14 protein-coding genes, 1 tRNA gene and 1 pseudogene are annotated in these 17,197 nt (G+C 70.9%); 11 read left to right on the forward strand and 5 right to left on the reverse strand.

The window, feature by feature from the left end; all coding sequences use genetic code 11:
• Positions 1 to 18: 18 nt before the first annotated feature.
• Genes NR792_RS09865 through NR792_RS09890 form a run of 6 tightly spaced genes read left to right on the forward strand, consistent with a single transcriptional unit; the run spans position 19 to position 5,757 of the window.
• Positions 19 to 1,083 (forward strand): hypothetical protein, encoded by a 1,065-nt coding sequence (locus tag NR792_RS09865; RefSeq protein ID WP_375759807.1) that lies wholly within the window; start codon positions 19 to 21, stop codon positions 1,081 to 1,083.
• The gene (locus tag NR792_RS09870; protein ID WP_375759808.1) at positions 1,065 to 2,339 is read left to right on the forward strand and encodes a hypothetical protein; all 1,275 of its coding nucleotides are present in this window, start codon (positions 1,065 to 1,067) and stop codon (positions 2,337 to 2,339) included. The genes NR792_RS09865 and NR792_RS09870 overlap by 19 nt, the downstream gene beginning before the upstream one ends.
• Positions 2,336 to 2,947: a methyltransferase family protein gene (locus NR792_RS09875; RefSeq protein ID WP_375759809.1), complete on the forward strand. Its 612-nt coding sequence runs from the start codon at positions 2,336 to 2,338 to the stop codon at positions 2,945 to 2,947. The genes NR792_RS09870 and NR792_RS09875 overlap by 4 nt, the downstream gene beginning before the upstream one ends.
• 7 nt (positions 2,948 to 2,954) lie before the next feature.
• Positions 2,955 to 3,920, forward strand: coding sequence for a fatty acid desaturase family protein (locus NR792_RS09880; protein WP_375759810.1), 966 nt, complete (start codon positions 2,955 to 2,957; stop codon positions 3,918 to 3,920).
• Positions 3,917 to 5,146: a CapA family protein gene (locus tag NR792_RS09885; protein WP_375759811.1), complete on the forward strand. Its 1,230-nt coding sequence runs from the start codon at positions 3,917 to 3,919 to the stop codon at positions 5,144 to 5,146. Before NR792_RS09880 ends, NR792_RS09885 begins: the two co-directional genes overlap by 4 nt.
• Positions 5,147 to 5,148: 2 nt before the next feature.
• Positions 5,149 to 5,757, forward strand: a complete 609-nt coding sequence (locus tag NR792_RS09890) for an iron-containing redox enzyme family protein (RefSeq protein ID WP_375759812.1) — start codon at positions 5,149 to 5,151, stop codon at positions 5,755 to 5,757.
• 400 nt (positions 5,758 to 6,157) lie between these two features.
• On the opposite strand, the gene NR792_RS09895 is transcribed toward NR792_RS09890, so the two are convergent.
• The gene (locus NR792_RS09895) at positions 6,158 to 6,400 is read right to left on the reverse strand and encodes a hypothetical protein (protein ID WP_375759813.1); all 243 of its coding nucleotides are present in this window, start codon (positions 6,398 to 6,400) and stop codon (positions 6,158 to 6,160) included.
• 273 nt (positions 6,401 to 6,673) lie between these two features.
• Between NR792_RS09895 and NR792_RS09900 the strand changes: the two genes are divergently transcribed.
• The 3 genes from NR792_RS09900 to NR792_RS09910 all read left to right on the forward strand — a co-directional run bounded on the left by NR792_RS09900 (position 6,674) and on the right by NR792_RS09910 (position 9,221).
• The gene (locus NR792_RS09900) at positions 6,674 to 7,042 is read left to right on the forward strand and encodes an alpha/beta hydrolase family protein (RefSeq protein ID WP_375759814.1); all 369 of its coding nucleotides are present in this window, start codon (positions 6,674 to 6,676) and stop codon (positions 7,040 to 7,042) included.
• A gap of 159 nt (positions 7,043 to 7,201) precedes the next feature.
• Complete coding sequence (locus tag NR792_RS09905) at positions 7,202 to 8,458, forward strand: hypothetical protein (RefSeq protein ID WP_375759815.1); 1,257 nt, start codon at positions 7,202 to 7,204, stop codon at positions 8,456 to 8,458.
• 415 nt (positions 8,459 to 8,873) lie between these two features.
• Positions 8,874 to 9,221, forward strand: a complete 348-nt coding sequence (locus NR792_RS09910) for a hypothetical protein (protein ID WP_375759816.1) — start codon at positions 8,874 to 8,876, stop codon at positions 9,219 to 9,221.
• 86 nt (positions 9,222 to 9,307) lie between these two features.
• On the opposite strand, the gene NR792_RS09915 is transcribed toward NR792_RS09910, so the two are convergent.
• From NR792_RS09915 to NR792_RS09925, 3 genes and pseudogenes are all read right to left on the reverse strand, one after another.
• The gene (locus tag NR792_RS09915) at positions 9,308 to 9,916 is read right to left on the reverse strand and encodes a prolyl hydroxylase family protein (protein WP_375759817.1); all 609 of its coding nucleotides are present in this window, start codon (positions 9,914 to 9,916) and stop codon (positions 9,308 to 9,310) included.
• 869 nt (positions 9,917 to 10,785) lie between these two features.
• Positions 10,786 to 11,721, reverse strand: a pseudogene (locus tag NR792_RS09920) (transposase).
• Between the two features lie 175 nt (positions 11,722 to 11,896).
• A tRNA-Arg gene (locus tag NR792_RS09925) sits at positions 11,897 to 11,970 on the reverse strand.
• A 212-nt stretch (positions 11,971 to 12,182) separates the two neighbouring features.
• On the opposite strand from NR792_RS09925, the gene NR792_RS09930 reads away from it, so the two are divergent.
• Positions 12,183 to 13,772, forward strand: coding sequence for an MBL fold metallo-hydrolase (locus tag NR792_RS09930; RefSeq protein WP_375759818.1), 1,590 nt, complete (start codon positions 12,183 to 12,185; stop codon positions 13,770 to 13,772).
• A gap of 103 nt (positions 13,773 to 13,875) precedes the next feature.
• Here NR792_RS09930 and katG read toward each other — a convergent pair whose 3' ends face one another.
• Complete coding sequence (katG, locus tag NR792_RS09935; RefSeq protein WP_375759819.1) at positions 13,876 to 16,068, reverse strand: catalase/peroxidase HPI; 2,193 nt, start codon at positions 16,066 to 16,068, stop codon at positions 13,876 to 13,878.
• A gap of 284 nt (positions 16,069 to 16,352) precedes the next feature.
• Here katG and NR792_RS09940 point away from each other — a divergent pair, with 284 nt between their 5' ends.
• A complete protein-coding gene (locus NR792_RS09940; RefSeq protein ID WP_375759820.1) occupies positions 16,353 to 17,183 on the forward strand; it encodes a sulfotransferase domain-containing protein in 831 nt (276 codons plus the stop codon).
• Positions 17,184 to 17,197 lie beyond the last annotated feature (14 nt).

Raw genomic sequence — 17,197 nt, forward strand, 5'->3', positions numbered from 1 at the left:
GTGCACTGCTAACGCTCCATGTGCCGGGAACGCGCCGCCCCCCCTTTTGACGGCCTTCGCGCCGCCCAGCCCAGCGAACACACCCGCTGGCTGGCGGAGCCTGATGAGCCCGCGCTGCGCGAGCTGCTCCACGCTCGCTACGCCGGGAGCTACTCCTACCGCTTCCTCCATGAGCCTGGAGGGGCCTCGCGGCTCTGGAGGGCCGGCGCGCTGCTCAGCCTGGGGGAGTTCGACGCCCAGGGCACGCTCCTCTGGCACACGGGGCTGTGGTGCAAGCCGGGGCGGGACTCCCTGGACTCGGGGCTCTCCATGGCCCTGCCCTGCCGGCGCACCGCCATGGACCGCTCCGAGCACGAGCGGCTGTGGAGCCACCTCCTGGAGCTGATCAGGCGAGAGCCGCTCAACGCGCGCGTGGGCTTCCTGCACCAGCAGACGTCCACGCTGCACCTCATGGCGCAGCGCTACGCGTCACGCTTCATGCGGGCCGTACCGGTGGGCCTCATCGTCGACTACACCGAGGGGGAGACGCTGGTGGGGGTGGAGGGCTCGGGCCTGCCGATGCAGGCGCTGGCGATGACGACGGTGCTCGCGCCGCTGCCTCCGCGCCGGCGCTTCCTGCCCGCGGGGCCGTGGGGGGAGTGGCTCGCGTCCATCCTCGCCGCCTCGGGCCTGCCGGGGACGGTGGAGCTGACGCCGCTGGAGCGCCGCCCTCGCGCCGGGGGCCTCGTGCCGCGCCCGCTCGACTGGAACGAGTCCCTGCGGCTCGAACGGCGGGAGCTGGTGGGGCCTGCCGGGGAAGGTCAGGGGGCCACGGCGCTCCCGTCCTCGCGGGCGCGCGTGGACCTCGTCCACCTGTCCATGGGCGAGCCCCAGCGGGTGGCCGAGGCCACGCCCGTGCTCCTCGCGGCGGGCTACCTGCCGACGGGCCTCCGCCCGCGCCTGGACGCGCCCGACGACATCGTCTTCCAGCACCTGCCGGCGCCGGAGCGGGCGCGCGAGGCGGTGGGGCGGGCGCGGCTGGACGGCGAGGCGGCCCGGGCCCTGTGGAGCGGATGGGTGGAGCGATGCGCGCGAACTTCGTAGACACGCTCCTCGCGCGGCTGGACGGCGAGGTGGCCACCATCTGGGCCACGGTGCTGCTGCGCATCGACGCGCGGCCCGACGTGGCGCGGCTGCGCGGGGCCTTGCGCGCCCTGGTGCGCGAGAGCGAGCGCCTCAACGTGGCCTGGGACGACGCGCGCGGCGCGTGGGTGCCCGCGCCGCGCACGGACGAGGCGGTGGACGCGGCCCTGCTGGAAGGCGCCGAGCCGCTGGACGAGCCCGAGGCGGTGACGCGGGTCATCAACACCCGGGTGGACCTCGCGAGGGACGTGCCGCTGCGGCTGCACCTCCACCCCCTGGCCGATGGCGCGCCGGGCCCGTGGCTCTTCGCCATCCAGCTCCACCACGCGATTGGGGACGCCAAGGCGCTCGCCCACCTGCTGGAGCGGCTCTGGCTGCACTGCGCGGGGCGCGCGTCGGAGTCGCCCCCGCTGGGCCCCTCGACGCTGACGGATGGCAAGGTGCTGCTCGCGGCGCTGCGCGGGCCAGGCCGGGTGCTGGGCCTCGCGAGCCCCCGCCGCCGGCTCCTCGCGCAGCGGGGCCTGGGCCTGCGCCGCAGTGGAGACACCGCGGGCCGCTCGTTGATGGCGACGGCGCGCCTGACACTCCCGGCGGGCCGCACGGACGTCCAGGCCTCGGAGGTCTTCTTCGCCGCGCTGCTGGCGGGCGTCGCGCTGCGCGAGCCCACGAAGGACGGGCTCATCCGCCTGCGGGTGCCGGTGGACCTGCGACGCATGCTGGGGCTGGGGCGGATGCTGGGCAACGGCTGCTCGACGGTGCCGCTGGAGTTTCCCCTGCGGGAGGTCCGCGCCCGGCTGGAGGACGCGCCTGCCCTGGCGGCGCTGGTGCGCGAGGCGCTGCGGCGCGTGCTCGACGAGGGCGTGCACTGGACGACGGCGCTGGAGTGCATGGCGGTGGCGCGGCTCGCCCCGGGGCCCGTGCTGCGGCGCAACGCGCGCCCCGGGCTGGTGGCCGAGCCCCGCACCAACACGCTGGTGGCGACCTACCTGGGGCGGCTCGACAAGCACTTCGTGGACGCGCCCTTCCGCATCCACTCCCTGCGCAGCCACACGGCCACCTGGGGCGCGACGGGCCTGGGCTTTGGCGACACGCTCCACATCAACACGGCGACGTTCGACGGACTGTGGACCCGGGGCGAGCTGCGCGACTTCACCGAGCAGCTCGCGGGCTGGGCGTCCTCGGGCTTCGGGCTTGCGGCGGAGGTGGTGGGACCATGAAGGGGCTTCGCGACGCGCCCGCGCTCTACCTGGGCTTCATCTCGCTGCACCTGCTGCTGGGGCACCTGGGCTCCAGCCTCGTCTACCGCCTGCGCTTCGGCCGCAGCCCGCTGGCCTACCGGAGCACCGGGGCCGACTCCGCCCACACGCGCCTCACGCGGCGCATCAGCGGCGCCTCGCTGGTGTGGGCGGGTTCGGTGGTGGCGGCGGCGCTCTGGCCGCGCTGGTCCGAGCTGCCCTGGGGCCGGCCCCTGCTGGCCCTTCCGCCGGAGGTGGGCTGGGCGACAGGCGTGCTCGGGCTTTTAGGCATGCTGGCGGCGCAGTACGGCATGGGCGCGACGTTCCGCATCGGCGTGGACGCGGGGGAGGCCCTGCCCGTGCTGCACGAGAGCGGCCTCCACCGCTGCTCGCGCAACCCCATCTACGTCTTCTCCTACCTGTACCTCGTGGGCGCCTCGCTCTGGGCTCCGTCGTGGGTGACGCTCGGGGCGTGCGCGGTGCTGGGGGCGCTGTTCCACGGGCTGGTGCTCCAGGAGGAGCGCTACCTCTCCGCCCGCCTCGGCGAGGCCTATGCGCGCTACCTCCAGCGCGTCCCCCGCTACCTCTAAAGGCCCCATGCAGCCCGCCCTCGCCCCTGCCTCCGCTTCACCCGCTGCCCCCTTCCGCGACGAACTGGTGGAGTTGCTGCGCATCCGCCCCGCGCGGGCTCTGGGCATGGCGGCCCTCCACCTGGGCGTGTGGGGGCTGGCCGGCGTGGGGCTCGCGCACGTCAGCGGCTTCTGGCTGAAGCTGCCCCTGTGGCTGCTGGCGGCCCAGGGCGTCATGGGGCTCATCCAGCTGGACCACGACGCGTGGCACGACACCCTCTTCCCGAGGCCCTGGCAGAACCGCCTCTTCGGCAACGGGCTCAGCCTGCTCGTGGGCATCGCCTACGAGCCGATGCGGCACGACCACCTCGCGCACCACCGCTGGAACCGCACCGAGAAGGACCCTGACGCCTACAACGCGGGCCGCCGCTCGCCCGAGCTGTGGGCACTCTTCTACGCCACCGTGCTGCTGGGCCTGCCGCTCAGCCTCGTCTACTTCAACGTCCTCTACCCGGTGCAGCACTTCGACGCCGCCCGCCTGCGCCGCCATGCCCTGGTGCTGCTCGGCTACGGGGCCTTCTACACGCTGCTCCTCTGGCTCCTGGCGGGCCACGGGCTCCTCGGGGGCGCGGTGGAGTGCTGGCTGCTGCCGGTGCTCTTCGCCAGCCCCCTCAACGGGCTCAAGTCCATCTCCGACCACCACGCCAACGTCTGGCGCGGCGACCGCTTCCACACCGCGACGACGGTGCGCGGCACCCGGCTCGTCACCTTCCTGTGGAACGGCCTCAACCACCACCTGGACCACCACCTCTACCCGAGGGTGCCCGGCTACAACCTCGCGCGGCTGCACGCGCGCCTGCGCCCCGAGCTGCTCGCGCGCGGGGCCCCCGTCTTCGACAGCTACCTCCACGTCATGTGGCGGGCCCTGCTGGCCGGCCCCATGGTGGTGGAGGAGGACGTGCGACTCGTCACCCTGGAGCGAAAGCGCCCATGAACGCCCTGCGCCGGCTGTACGCGGACCTCCGCTACGAGGACGGCCGCTGGCCGCTGTCCCGGTGGGACCTCAACCTGCGCTACATCACCAAGAGCCTCCTGCACCTGCCACAGCCGCGCTCGGCCGAAACCGGGGAGCACTTCGCGCGAGTCGCCCGGCACCTCGCCTCGGGGAGCTGGCGGCACGCGGGCGAGCCGGAGTTCCGGCTGAGCGCCGTGGGCGACATGATGTGGATTCGCAGCGGCTTCCACCGCGCCCTCTCTCCCGGTGTCCGGGAGGTGATGGCGAATGACGCGGTGGCCTTCGCCAACCTGGAGACGCCGGTGGACCCGGCGCGGCCCGTGCCCCGGCGCGTCTACGAGACGCTCCACTACAACGCCCCGCCGGACTACCTCGCGGCCTGGGAGGGCACGGCGCGCCACCGCGTCTTCTCCCTCTGCAACAACCACGCGCTCGACCAGGGCGCCGAAGGGCTGGAGCGGACCCGGGGGACGGTGCTGGCCTCCTCCCAGCACCGCTGCGTGGGAGGCCCCCGGCCGGAGGACGCGGTGGCCGCCCTGGAGGTGGACGGGGTGCGGATGGGCATCGCCGCCGTGACGTATGACATCAACCACCTCGTGGGGGCGCCGCCCGCCGGGGTGCCGGTGACGCGGCTGGGCAGCCCCCTCCACGCGCCGGACTGGGAGCGGCTGGGCGCGCTCATCGACGCCGGTCGCGCGGTGGGGCCGGACCTGGTGGTGCTGATGCCGCACTGGGGCTTCGAGTACGAGTACTGGCCCGAAGCCCTCCAGCGCGAGCACGCGTACCGGCTCATCGAGCGCGGGGCGGACGTCCTCCTGGGCTCCTCGCCGCATGTCCTCCAGCCGGTGGAGTGGGTGTCCATCGACGGCGCGGACGCCACCTGCCCCACGCAGGTGCGCCGGGGCGGGCCCGCGCGGATGGGGCTCATCGCGTACTCGCTGGGCAACTTCCTGAGCATCATGCCCACGCTGGCGTGCCAGACGGGGGCCGTGCTGAAGCTCGCGCTCGCCCGGGACGCGCGGGGCGTGCTCCAGCCGGTGGACTTGCGCGCGGTGCCCACCGCCTGTGGACGGGGACTCGGTGGGGAGGGGTTCCTCGACGCGGGCGTGGTGCGCCTGGACGAGCTGCCCCCGAAGCGGGCGGCGCCGCACCTCGCGCATGCCCGGCGGACGTTGGGCGCGCTCGTTTCGGACCGGAGGGACTGAGGATGTCTTCGATTGAGGAGCAGTTGGATGCGCTCACCGTCGGGATGGCTCGGCAGGTCGCGAGCTGGCTGCCGGCGGTGACGCCAGAGCGCTACGTGGCGTTCCTCGACATGATGTACCACTACACGCGGCGCAGCGGAGACCGGCTGCGGCTCGCGGCCGAGCTCGCCACGCTCCCCGAGCTGAAGGCCTTCTTCGCGGAGCTGGCGGGGGACGAGCAGTCGCACTACCTGCTGGCGAAGGCGGACCTCGCGGCCTTCGGGAGGGAGCCCTCGTCCGACACGCCTCGCGAGGTGGCCGACTTCCACGCCTTCTGGGAGGGAATCGGGCCGGAGCGGCAGCTCGCCTTCCTGGGCGCGCTGCGCGTGCTGGAGGGCGTGGCGCGGCACCTGGGAGGCGAGGCCCGCCAGGGGCTGGGGCGGCTCGGGCTGGAGCGGACGAAGGCGCGCTTCCTCCTCGTCCACCTCGACGTGGACCTGGAGCACGGCGCGCGGGCCCAGGCGCTCTGCGCGGCGCTGGGGGCCGGGCACCCGGAGCCGCTGCTCGAAGGGGCCCGGCGGGCCGCCGACTTCTGGGTGGCCATCCACCGCGCGGCGCTGGCCGCACGCTGAGCCGTGCCCCCGCACGAGACGGCGACGGCGGCCGCACGAAAGTCTGCTTTTGCAGCTGGGTGTCGGTCCGGTGCGTCAGGGCATGCCTTGCAGTCCGGTCCAGTCGTTCCTGACCTGGAAGAGATTGCCCATGAAGCTGACGCAACCCGGGTAAGTCCATACTCGTCCGTGGCTTGATATGGCTTGGAATGTCATTGCCGCCCCGTGGAAAGCCCTTAGAAACCGAAGCCCGGGGACCGCCGCTGAACCCGGCGGTCCCCGGTAGAGGGCCCCCTACCGCGCCGCCGGGCTGGGGCAGGTGCCTCGCAGGCGGCGTCCTGCTCGGGCGACGTCGACTGAAGGAAGCATTCGTCATACTGGATGAAGCAGGCTCGCTCGCAGGCCCGCTGCGACTGGGCCGTCACCTCGCGGCGGGCGCCAGGTAGAGGGAGCAGGCCGCGGCGCAGGAGTTGCTATCGTCGCTGCAGACCTGCAACTCCTCGGGCGTCGTCGCCTGATAGCTACAGGTCCGGTAGGCCGCAAGGCATTCCCGCTCACACGGCGACAGCAGCTGGGCTTCCACGTCCCGCGACTCCATGTCCGCGCCGCCACAGCCCGCGAACAGTCCGACCGACAGCAGTCCCGCGATGATTGCCAGACGCATGCCACGCTCCTTGAGTTGAGGATGAAGGTGCCCCGTGAGAGGCCGCGCGAGAGTGACAGACATTGCCAGGACCGTCACCCCCGGGAGGGTGTGCGAGTGAAAGGATTTGAACACCCCTCGCTGACGGAGATGCTCGAGGACGACCTGCACGTCAAACGAATCTGGGACTGAAGCAGGTGCGCGTGAAAACGCCGGAGCGTCGAGACAGGCTGCTGCCCCATGGCGGTGACGACGCGGGCTGGCGGCGTTCCCGCCGCCGGGTAGGACGCACGTGTGGAGTCCTGGTCCCCGCTTCGTTCGCACGTCGTGGATGTCCTCTTCGCGGGCCTGGCCCGCCGCGCCCGCCTCTTCACGGATGGCTGGCGTCGCGACGGCACCTTCACCTCGCCGCTGCCGCACCTCACCCCGCCCGTCCAGACGGCGCATGTCCGCTGGCTGAGCGCGGAGCGCACACGGGGCCGCGCGGCGTGCGTGGTGCTCGCGGCCTCTCGCGAGGAGGGATTCGCGCTGCGCGAGCGTCTCTACACGCCGCTTGTCCGCGAGGGCATCGACCTGTTCCTCCTGGAGAACCCATACTACGGCGTGCGCCGTCCCCCGGGGCAGAAGGGCGGAGCGCTGCGCACCGTGAGCGACCGAGCATAGGCGGGATAAAGGCCATGTTGAGGGTGAGGGCTGGAGCGCAGGAGCCGAGGAGGGCCGCTGACGGGGCCGCCCGGGCAGTACGCCAGGCGGGTGGAGAAGCCGCGCAGGCTCGACCCGAAGCGGTTGATAAACGCTGGAAGCCGGGTACGTTGTCCAGTCGTGACCCGACAACCCGAGCTCCCCTCACCCACAAGCACGATTCGCTTCGCAAGTCCCATCGGCCACGCGTCGCGGCTGCGCAACGGCGCGCTCTTCGTCGACACGAGTGCGGGCGCACACATCGTCCGGGGGGACGCGGTTCAAGACCTTCCGCCGACCCCGTTGCGCTGGCCTGAATTGCCCTACCGCTGCTCGGCCAGCGTATGGGAGCTGACAGGGGGGCAGCTTCACTGTCACCGCGACTGGAAATCGACGAATCTCGCCTACGTTCTCGGCGCCGACGATGAAGTGACACTGGCAGGGGCGGCGTTGCCGTCCGAGATCTCCGCTTCGGCGAAGTTGAACAGGGCCCTTCCCGGGCTGCCGGGCGAGGCGATCTTCCCTTCTGGGAACAAGCTCGTGAGACTCGATGCGCTCACCGGCGCCTACCACGTGATCCAGGTCGACGAGCGGCCCGACAGTCTTCGCCCGGAAGGTGCTCGTCTGGGCGAGTGGTACGTCGCGTGGACGCACCGGTTGGTCAAGGTGTTCGATCTCACGCTGAGGGAGCGGGCCAGCTTGTCGTTCCCGTCGCCGAACGTGTCGGGGGTCGCGGTGCTCGGCGAATGGGTGGTCGTCCGATTGCAGAACGAGGTCCTCATTCTGGATTCGGCCCTCGAGGAGTATGGACGCGTCGCGTGTCGGGCCGCGCCGCGCTTCTACGAGCTCTCGGGCACGTACGCAGCCGACGCCGACCACGGGTGGCTTCACCTGGCGGGCAACGGTCGCCTGTCGACGCTCAATGTCGCGGCGGGCAAGGTTCGATGGGAGAAGGAGGTCTCCTCGGACGTCGAGGGGATCGTCGCCCTCGGGGACTTACTTTGCGTGTACCCGCAGACGTCGGCGCACGCCTTCGCGAGGGCCGCCAAGACCGGATACGACCTGGTGCTCGGCAGCGTGGTGACGGCGCGGTTCGGCGGCCATGCCGGGCAGCTACGGGCCTGGGGCGTGGTGCGGCACGCCATCGGGCTGGGCGGCACTCGGCTCGCGTGCGTCTGGCACACGGCCACCCCTGCCGACGGCCACCGCCGCACCGTTGCCGTCTGGATGAATCCTTCCGAGGAGGGCGACCCCGTTATCGTCGACGAATACAGCGGATTGACGGGCGAAATATGCGAAGACGGCGACGGGGCCCTCGTTTCGTGGGGGGACGGCACGCTCCTGAAGCGCTGGACGCTGAGCGCGCTCGAGCGTTGCGAGCCGACGCGGCGCGACTGACGCTCCTCAGTCATCGCAATCGAACGCAGTTGCGTATGCCCGCCCCTCGCTCGCCCAGCACGGCGAGCACCGTGCGCACGTCGAGCTCTCCCGCGGTCAACCACCCGCTCGCCGATCGGGACGCAGGGCGCATCGTCCCGCCCGAGCGGGTACTCGAAAAAGTACCCCTCGTAGGTGTAGACCTCGCGCGCGCCGGTCATGCGCGTCTGCGGGTCGGCCTGCTGCGACCGGTGGCGTTGCCCGGCGCGTGGTGTCGGCTGACCGTCGGGCACCAGGCGCAGCACGCTCCGGCCGTCGCCGGTGTCGAGCCGCTCGGCCAGCACGCCGCCTCCGCGGCGTTTCGGCTCGCACGCGGGTCGTTGAGCCCGGAACGGCGGGTGTGGCACGCTACGGGCGCGACCCTCCGCGGACGACCGTGACGCGCGCCACGACGAACAATCACTTCATCACCGTCTCCCGCGCGGGCGCGCTGATGGCCCGTCGCAAAGGCGCTGCACCCGTGTGCGTGGCCCTCGCGGCCACGGGGCTGCGCGTCGAGACCGATGCCGCAGCGCGCGCCAGAGGCGCTCCGGAGACGGTCGTCGTGCGCTTCGCGCCGGGCGGCGGCAACCGAGAGATCCGGGTCACCGGCATCGAGCACCAGGGCGCGGAGATGGAAGTCGACGCGTTCCTCGCGCGGTTCGAGGTCTCGGAGAAGGCGCTGGGGCAGTGGATTCGCGCCGAGGTCGAGCGCGCGCTCGACGCGGCGAGCAACCGCGGCTAGCGCTGGCGCGCCTTCGTGGTGATCAACAGGTCGCCACGCTCGCGCTGAACTCGGCGCGCGGCTCGGTGGCGACCTTCACCCCCTCCTCACGCGGTGTGCGAGCCCGGCTGATAGAGCACATCGGAACGCAGCACGTACTTGGTGCCACGCGTCACGCGCCGGCCGGCATGGAGGAGCATGTGCTGGAACCACAGGCCCGTACCGGCCTGCGGAGCGATTTGCCGCTGCTGCTCGGGGAAGTCGGTTTCGCCGCCCTCGAAGTCGTCGTTCAGGTAGATCATCAGGGTCAGCAGGCTGCGCGAGCCGTCGGGCCCGGCATACGACTGATCCTGGTGCAGGCCGAAGTGCTGGCCGGGTTCGTACCGGTAGATCCGCAACGGCACGAAGATCCCGGCGACGTGCATCGGAATGCGCGCGCCGCGCTGGCCGTCTTCGACGTGCATCACCGCGGGCACGTGGGGAGCGATGCGCGCGTACAGGTCCCGCGCGCGCGCGTCGTCGCGCAGGATCATGGTCGTGCTGTCGCGGATCTTCGCGTCGACGACCCGCCCCGCCTGACTGTTGACCGTCGCCGGCAACCACTCGGCGCTGGCCGCGTCCGCGAGCAACTGCCGACACTCCGCAAGGGAGTAGAGCCCGGGAACCGTTTGCAGCAGCGGCCGGGTGAAGTCGAAGTGCCCCGCGTAGAGCGCCATGGTGCGAATATCGTACGCCGCTCGTCCGGGAGCAAACCGTTGCGGGATTGCTCTTCACGGCTGGAGTTCGTTGCGCACGCGACGGCGCCCCGATCCGGGTCCGCTCGGAAACGGTCTCCGTTTTTGCGCCGCACCGCGTGCGAGTCGCGCGTCGGCGCAGCGACCCGGGTTGCGCTGGCGAGGGGACCGGCTCGTCGGAGCGAAAGATCGAGGGCGTGTTGTGGCGCGCTGCCGCGCCGGGTGTGGCGTGCCGTTCGGCGCCGCGGCTGCGCTCGGGAGCTGCGCCCACTGCGCGCTTGAAGCCTCTTGAGCAGGCCTTCTTGTCGGCGCTCCGCCTCGCGCACCGCGTGTCACCCCGCCCTCCCGACGCCCGCCCCTACCCCACTGCCTCCCCCCCACAGGGGCCCAGTCCTTCCTTTTGTGAAGCGGCGCCCCGAGTCAAGTACCTGCGTTCGTCTGGCTTCGTTGTCTTGCGGCAACACCTCGCCCTGGCCTCCGCGGACGCAGCTGCGCTCTGCGCAGCACCGACCGCGGAGGAACGGGGTGCAGGGGTGTAGCCCCTGCGACTTCGACTGCATGTAGCTGCCCGAGCTGCTGCGAGCTCCTCGAGGTTTCTTCGTCCTTTTGTTCGCGCTCTTGGGTAGCGGTCCGTGCCGCCGGCGCCTTGGGGGATTCGACGGGTGGGGGCGCCATCTATGCGTCGGCCGTCGTACTGCGGCCAAGGACAACAACCCGCGCTCTCCCACCCATTCTGAAAACCTGTTGGAGACAGCAGCCTTCAAGCAGTCGCTGTCCGTCAGTGACTCCGTCTCATGCACCTGAAACTGCCCACGCAGGTGCCGCGCCTGGCAGCGAATGCCGCGCATTCCTCAGCCGGATCTGACTGCCTCGCACTCCCCAACAGCCCCTCGATTCCTCCTATGCACCGGTGAGGAAGAGGCGGGACGTGGGGGAAGCACGGGGGCAGGCCCAGGTGCTCCAGAATCGCTCGCACTCCACCCCCTCCCTGCACATACGCCAGCACCCGCCGCCTGCCTCCACACCTCACTCAGACGAACACGTCCAAGTCGAACGTCCTCCGGAGCAACTCTGCGTAAGTCCACTCGCGACCTCCTCTCCTTCATCCGCTCCTTCCTGACCGCTGCCTGGGGCGCCTCGCTCGCCTCCTCCGCACCTGCTTGAGGGACCAGAAATGGCCGCAGTTGCGCGCCTGGAGCGAAGACGCCGTGGAACCTCGTGAGGTTTGTCCGAGGCGGAGGTACCAGGGACGCTACACGCCGTAACAGTTCCAGCCCGGTGAAGAGCAGGTGCGTGGTGCCGTCCGGCAGCGGGCGCTTCATGCGGTAGGCGATGCGGCCGTCCTCCGCTCGTGACAGCCGCTCCAGCGCCAGCGCACCGCGCGCCCCCTAGCGGCAGAGCCGCTCCAGTCCTTGCCTGTCGTTGGCGTGCAGGTGCGTATTGGCGTGCAGGGAGAAGCCCTCCAGCAAGGCGCACCGGGACTGCTTTCGGGGAGGGGGCCTCACGTCCACCTCCGTCCAGCGCAGCCGCTGTTGCAGGCAGTGCGCCTGGTACGCCTGCCGCGCGTCCTCAGGCCCTTGGGCGGGCAAGGCCCCTCTTTTCTCCAACAGCCGCAGCACCCGGTGGTGCACCCCCCTCAGCAACCGCTCCACCTCTGCTTGCGTGGGCGGCGGCAACGGCTCGAAGCGCACGCCGCCCTCCCGTGGCACGAAGACACCGTCCGGCACCAGCGAGTGGAAATGAGGAGTCACCTGCAAAGCGGAGCCGAAGAACTGGATGAATGACACGGCCCCGACCTGCCCACCACGTAGGCCTGACTGCTCGGGGGTTCGAGGCGCGACCGGGACAGCGCTTCAGGAGGGGCAAACCCGGTACCCAACGGGTACCAGATCCAGCGAACCCGCCTGAACGCCACCGGACAAAAAAACGCCCTGCTTCCACGGACTTGGGAAGCAGGGCGAGTGACCCCGACAGGAATCGAACCTGTGGCCTGCGGTTTAGGAAACCGCCGCTCTATCCAACTGAGCTACGGGATCGGAGATGGCGGGCGTTATAGCAGGGGACTTGTCGCGCGCAATGCGTGAGCGCTCCCCTGGCCGGCGGGTGACCGCCGGTCGACGGATGCCCCCAGGCCTGGCAAGGAATCCAGTGCCTTGAAGTCGGCTGGGGAATCATCAACATTGCCCGGACCTGCGTGCTTCCGGGCCTGCCCGGGCGCCTGCTCCCCTACCCCGCGAGGGCCCCCACCATGCTCGACCGCCCGATGTACCTGAAGCCCGATGTCGCCATCGAGCCGCTGTTCAACCAGTGGTACGTCTGGTGGTACCTCATCTCCCCCGCCACCGCGCCGCTGTTCGTGTCCCGCCTGCACCTGAAGCTGATGCAGTCGTTCGTCGCGAACCCGGACGTGCACGTGGCCGCGCTCCAGAACCCGGCGCTGATGGGCGGCCCCTTCATCAACCACCCCGTGTCGCGCGTGGGGGACGTGAAGGCCCTGCTGGAGCGCACCACCCGCGAGCACGCGGACATGCTGGCCTACACCAAGGCCATTTCGGACCTGGAGCAGCTCCTGGCCAGCTCCAAGGGCGAGTCGCTGGAGCCGCTCTACGCCAAGGTGCCGGACATGCTCCGGGGCTACGTGGAGCTCACCTACGACCTGGCCCACCGCGCCAACGCCCGCATCATGGAGCCCCTGCTCTACCGCAGCAGCCTCTACAAGGAGTCGTCCCAGAGCATCTCGCTGATGCGCGTCTCCGGCGACGCTCGCAAGTACGTCTTCAGCACCCCGCGCCTGGAGGGCGACTCGCCCCTGTGGCTCCAGGTGCCCTTCCGGCATGAGGGCATCGACGCCCTCTTCCGCATGCGCCACACGCCGGGCAGCCCCGGCCAGGTGGCGGAGATGCTGGGCGTGCCGTCCTCCGCGGCGGAGGCCTTCGCGGACCTCTTCACGGAAGCCGCCCCTCGCAAGCCCGAGCCCTACACCGGCCCCGGCGTGCGCGTGCGCTACTTCGGCCACGCGTGCGTGCTGATGGAGACGCGCGAGGTGTCCGTCCTCACCGACCCCGTCATCAGCTACGAGTTCCCCACGGACCAGAAGCGCTTCACCCACGCGGACCTGCCGGAGAAGATCGACTACGTCCTCATCACCCACGGCCACGCGGACCACCTGATGATGGAGACGCTGCTTCAGCTGCGTCACCGCATCGGCACCATCGTCGTGCCCCGCGCGAACGCGTACTCGCTGGCGGATCCCTCGCTGCGCCTGGTGCTGGAGAAGACGGGCTTCCGCAACGTCGTGGAAATCGACGACCTGCAGGAGATTCCCATCCCCGGTGGGTCGCTGATGGGCATTCCCTTCATCGGCGAGCACAGCGACCTGGCGGTGCAGGCGAAGACGGCGCACCTGGTGCGGCTGGCCGGCCGCTCCATGCTGATGGCCGCGGACTCCAACGCGCTGGAGCCGCGCATGTACCAGCACCTGGCGCAGCTGGTGGGCCCGCTGGACGCGCTCTACCTGGGCATGGAGTGCGAGGGCGGCCCGATGAGCTGGATGTACGGCCCGCTGCTCAGCCAGCCCCTGCCGCGCAAGATGGACCAGTCGCGGCGGCTCAACGGCTCCGACAGCGCCCGCGCCACGGAGATCCTCAACCACCTGAACCCGCGCGAGGTGTTCGTCTACGCCATGGGCCAGGAGCCCTGGCTGCGCCACGTCATGGTGCTCCAGTACGACGAGACCGCGCCCCAGATGATCGAGTCGAACAAGTTCATCGAGGTCTGCCGCGGCCGGAACATCCCCGCGGAGCGCCCCTTCCTCACCCAGGAGCGCATCCTGGAGTGAGCGCGGCCCTGCTCGCGGGCTTCCAGCTACCCGGGACGTGACGCCCGACAGTGCAAAGACGCCGGCAGGGTCGCTGCCGGCGCCTCGCGCTCGCGCCCTTCGCTCAGAGGGTCTTCCTGCCCGGCAGGTCGAAGCGGTCCAGGTTCATCACCTTGGTCCAGGCGGCGACGAAGTCCTGCACGAAGTGCGCTTCGCCGTCGCGGGCCGCGTAGACCTCCGCCAGGGCGCGCAGCTGCGAGCTGGAGCCGAAGATGAGGTCGTTGAGGGTCGCCGTCCAGCGCAGCTGCCCCGTCGCGCGGTCGCGGCCCTCGAACACGTTCGGCGCCGCCTCCGAGCGCTTCCACGCCGTGCGCATGTCGAGCAGGTTGACGAAGAAGTCCGGGGTCAGCTGGCCCGGGCGCTTCGTGAACACGCCGTGCGGCGTGTGGCCGTGATTGGCGTCCAGCGCGCGCAGGCCTCCCACGAGCGCCGTCATCTCCGGCGCGGTGAGCGTGAGCAGGCTGGCGCGGTCGATGAGCGCGGCGGCGGTCGTCGCCTCGGCCCCCGCGCGGACGTAGTTGCGGAAGCCGTCCGCAGCCGGCTCCAGGACCAGGAACGACTCGACGTCCGTCTGCTCCTGCGCCGCGTCCATGCGGCCCGGAGTGAAGGGCACGGTGACCGTGTGGCCGGCGGCGCGCGCGGCGGCTTCGACGGCCGCGCTGCCGCCCAGCACGATGAGGTCCGCCAGCGACACCCGCTTGCCACCGCGCTGCGCGGCGTTGAACTGCTGCTGGAGGGCTTCGAGCTTGCCGAGCACCTTCGCGAGCTCCGCGGGCTCGTTGGCCTCCCAGTCCTTCTGGGGCGTCAGGCGGATGCGAGCGCCGTTCGCGCCGCCGCGCATGTCGCTGCCGCGGAACGTCGACGCCGAGGCCCAGGCCGTCTTGATGAGCTGCTGAATCGAGAGGCCGGAGCCGAGCAGGTCGGCCTTGAGCGCGGCGATGTCCGCGGCGTCGACCAGCGCATGGTCCACGGCCGGGATGGGGTCCTGCCAGAGCAGGTCCTCCTTCGGCACCAGCGGGCCCAGGTAGCGCACCTTGGGGCCCATGTCGCGATGGGTGAGCTTGAACCAGGCGCGCGCGAAGGCGTCCGCGAACTTCGCGGGGTTGGCCATGTAGTCGCGACAGATGCGCTCGTAGACGGGGTCGAAGCGCAGCGCGAGGTCCGCGGTGGTCATCATCGGCGCGTGGCGCTTGCCGGGCACGTGCGCGTCCGGCACGGTGCCGGCGCCGCTGCTGCCCACGGGCTTCCACTGGTGCGCTCCGGCCGGGCTCCGGGTCAGCTCCCACTCGTAGCCGAACAGCGTCTCGAAGTAGGTCATGTCCCACTTCGTCGGCGTGGGCGTCCACGCGCCCTCCAGGCCGCTGGTGGTGGCGTGCGCGCCGATGCCGGTCTCGTAGGCGTTCCTCCAGCCCAGGCCCAGCTCCTCGATGTTCGCGCCCTCCGGCTCCGCGCCGACGTGGTGCACCGGGCCCGCGCCATGGCACTTGCCGAAGGTGTGGCCGCCGGCCACGAGCGCGACGGTCTCCTCGTCGTTCATCGCCATGCGCCCGAACGTGTCGCGGATGTCCCGCGCGGAGCCGACGGGGTCGGGCCGGCCGTTCGGGCCTTCGGGGTTGACGTAGATGAGGCCCATCTGCACGGCGGCCAGCGGGTGCGCGAGCTCGCGCTCGCCGCTGTAGCGCTCGTCGCCCAGCCAGGTGGACTCCGGGCCCCAGTCGATGGACTGCGGCTCCCAGATGTCCTCGCGACCGCCGCCGAAGCCGAAGGTCTTGAGCCCCAAGGACTCCAGCGCCACGTTGCCCGTGAGGATCATCAGGTCCGCCCACGACAGCTTGCGGCCGTACTTCTGCTTGATGGGCCACAGCAGGCGGCGCGCCTTGTCCAGGTTGCCGTTGTCCGGCCAGCTGTTGAGCGGCGCGAAGCGCTGCTCGCCCGAGCGCGCCCCGCCGCGGCCGTCGAAGATGCGGTAGGTGCCCGCCGCGTGCCACGCCATGCGGATGAAGAACGGGCCGTAGTGGCCGTAGTCCGCGGGCCACCAGTCCTGCGAGTCGGTCATCAACGCATGCAGGTCCTTGATCACCGCGTCGAGGTCGAGCGACTGGAACTCCGTCGCGTAGTCGAAGTCCTCGACCATCGGATCCGACAGCGCGGAGTGCTGGTGCAGCATCGCGAGGTTGAGCTGGTCCGGCCACCACTGCGTGTTCGTGCGAGCGCGGCGGGGGCCGTGCGCGACGGGGCACTTCGACTCGTCGTTCATGAGGTCTCCAGTGCGGGTGCCGCCGTGCACCGAGGGCGGACGCGCGGGGACAACGGACTTCGGGATGTCCGATAGTCCGGTGTCGGGAGCACCGGAAATGGGATTCGCGGGAGGACCGGGCCGCCGTTCTTTACCGAACCCGAGGCCCGCTCGCGGCGCCTGGAACCACACAGCACCTCGAGCGCCTGCCCGGGCCCCATGACGCGGCGCGCGTTTGCTATGAAGCCGCCATGTCCTCGGATTCCACTGATTCCCGCCCTGTGCTGAGGGTGGTCCTCAACGTCGTGGTGGGTTTCCTTGAGCTGCTGCGCACCGTGCACCGCGTGGTGTTCGACGCGGTCCGCTGGCTGCGGCTGCGCCATGTGTGGCTGAAGCCCCGGCCGGGAGACATCTACATCTCCACCTTCCCCAAGTCCGGGACGACGTGGATGCAGCAGATCGTCTACCAGCTCCTCACCCGGGGCCGGGGCGAGTACGACCACATCCTCCAGGTGGCGCCCTTCCTGGAGGAGCTGATCCTCTCCCCCCGGGCCGAGCAGGTGCTGGATGGCCTTCAGAGTCCGCGCATCCTGAAGACGCACCTGAAGTACGGGTTCCTCCGGCCGCCACCGGACTCCCGCATCATCTACGTGACGCGCGCCGCCCCGGACGCGCTGGTCTCCCGCTACACGCACAACTGCGTGATGACCGGCCTGCGCCTGGACTTCGACAAGTTCGTCCAGAAGGTGCTGCGCAAGGACGAATGGGGCGCGCACCTGGCCTCGTGGTGGCCGCACCGCGCGGACGCGAACGTGCTGCACGTGCGCTATGCGGACCTCGTCGCGGACCGCGAGGCGTGTCTGCGCCGCATTGGCGCGTTCCTGGGCGTGCCCGTGGCGGACGAGGACCTGCCGCTCATCCTGGAGAAGACGAGCTTCGAATACATGAAGCAGCACGATGCCCGGTTCGACCCGCGCACGGTGGTGTACGAGCCGAGGGAGCCGGGGACGGGCTTCATCAACAAGGGCGGCGTGGGCCGGGGCAAGCCGGCGCTCAAGCCGGAGCACCGGGCCCGGATGGACGCGCAGTTCCAGGCCGTCCGCCAGAAGCTGGGCATCACCGAGGACGCCATCTGAGCGGCGCGGTGCGC

It is taken from the genome of Corallococcus exercitus, assembly GCF_042231735.1.
Classification (GTDB): Bacteria; Myxococcota; Myxococcia; order Myxococcales; family Myxococcaceae; genus Corallococcus; species Corallococcus exercitus_B.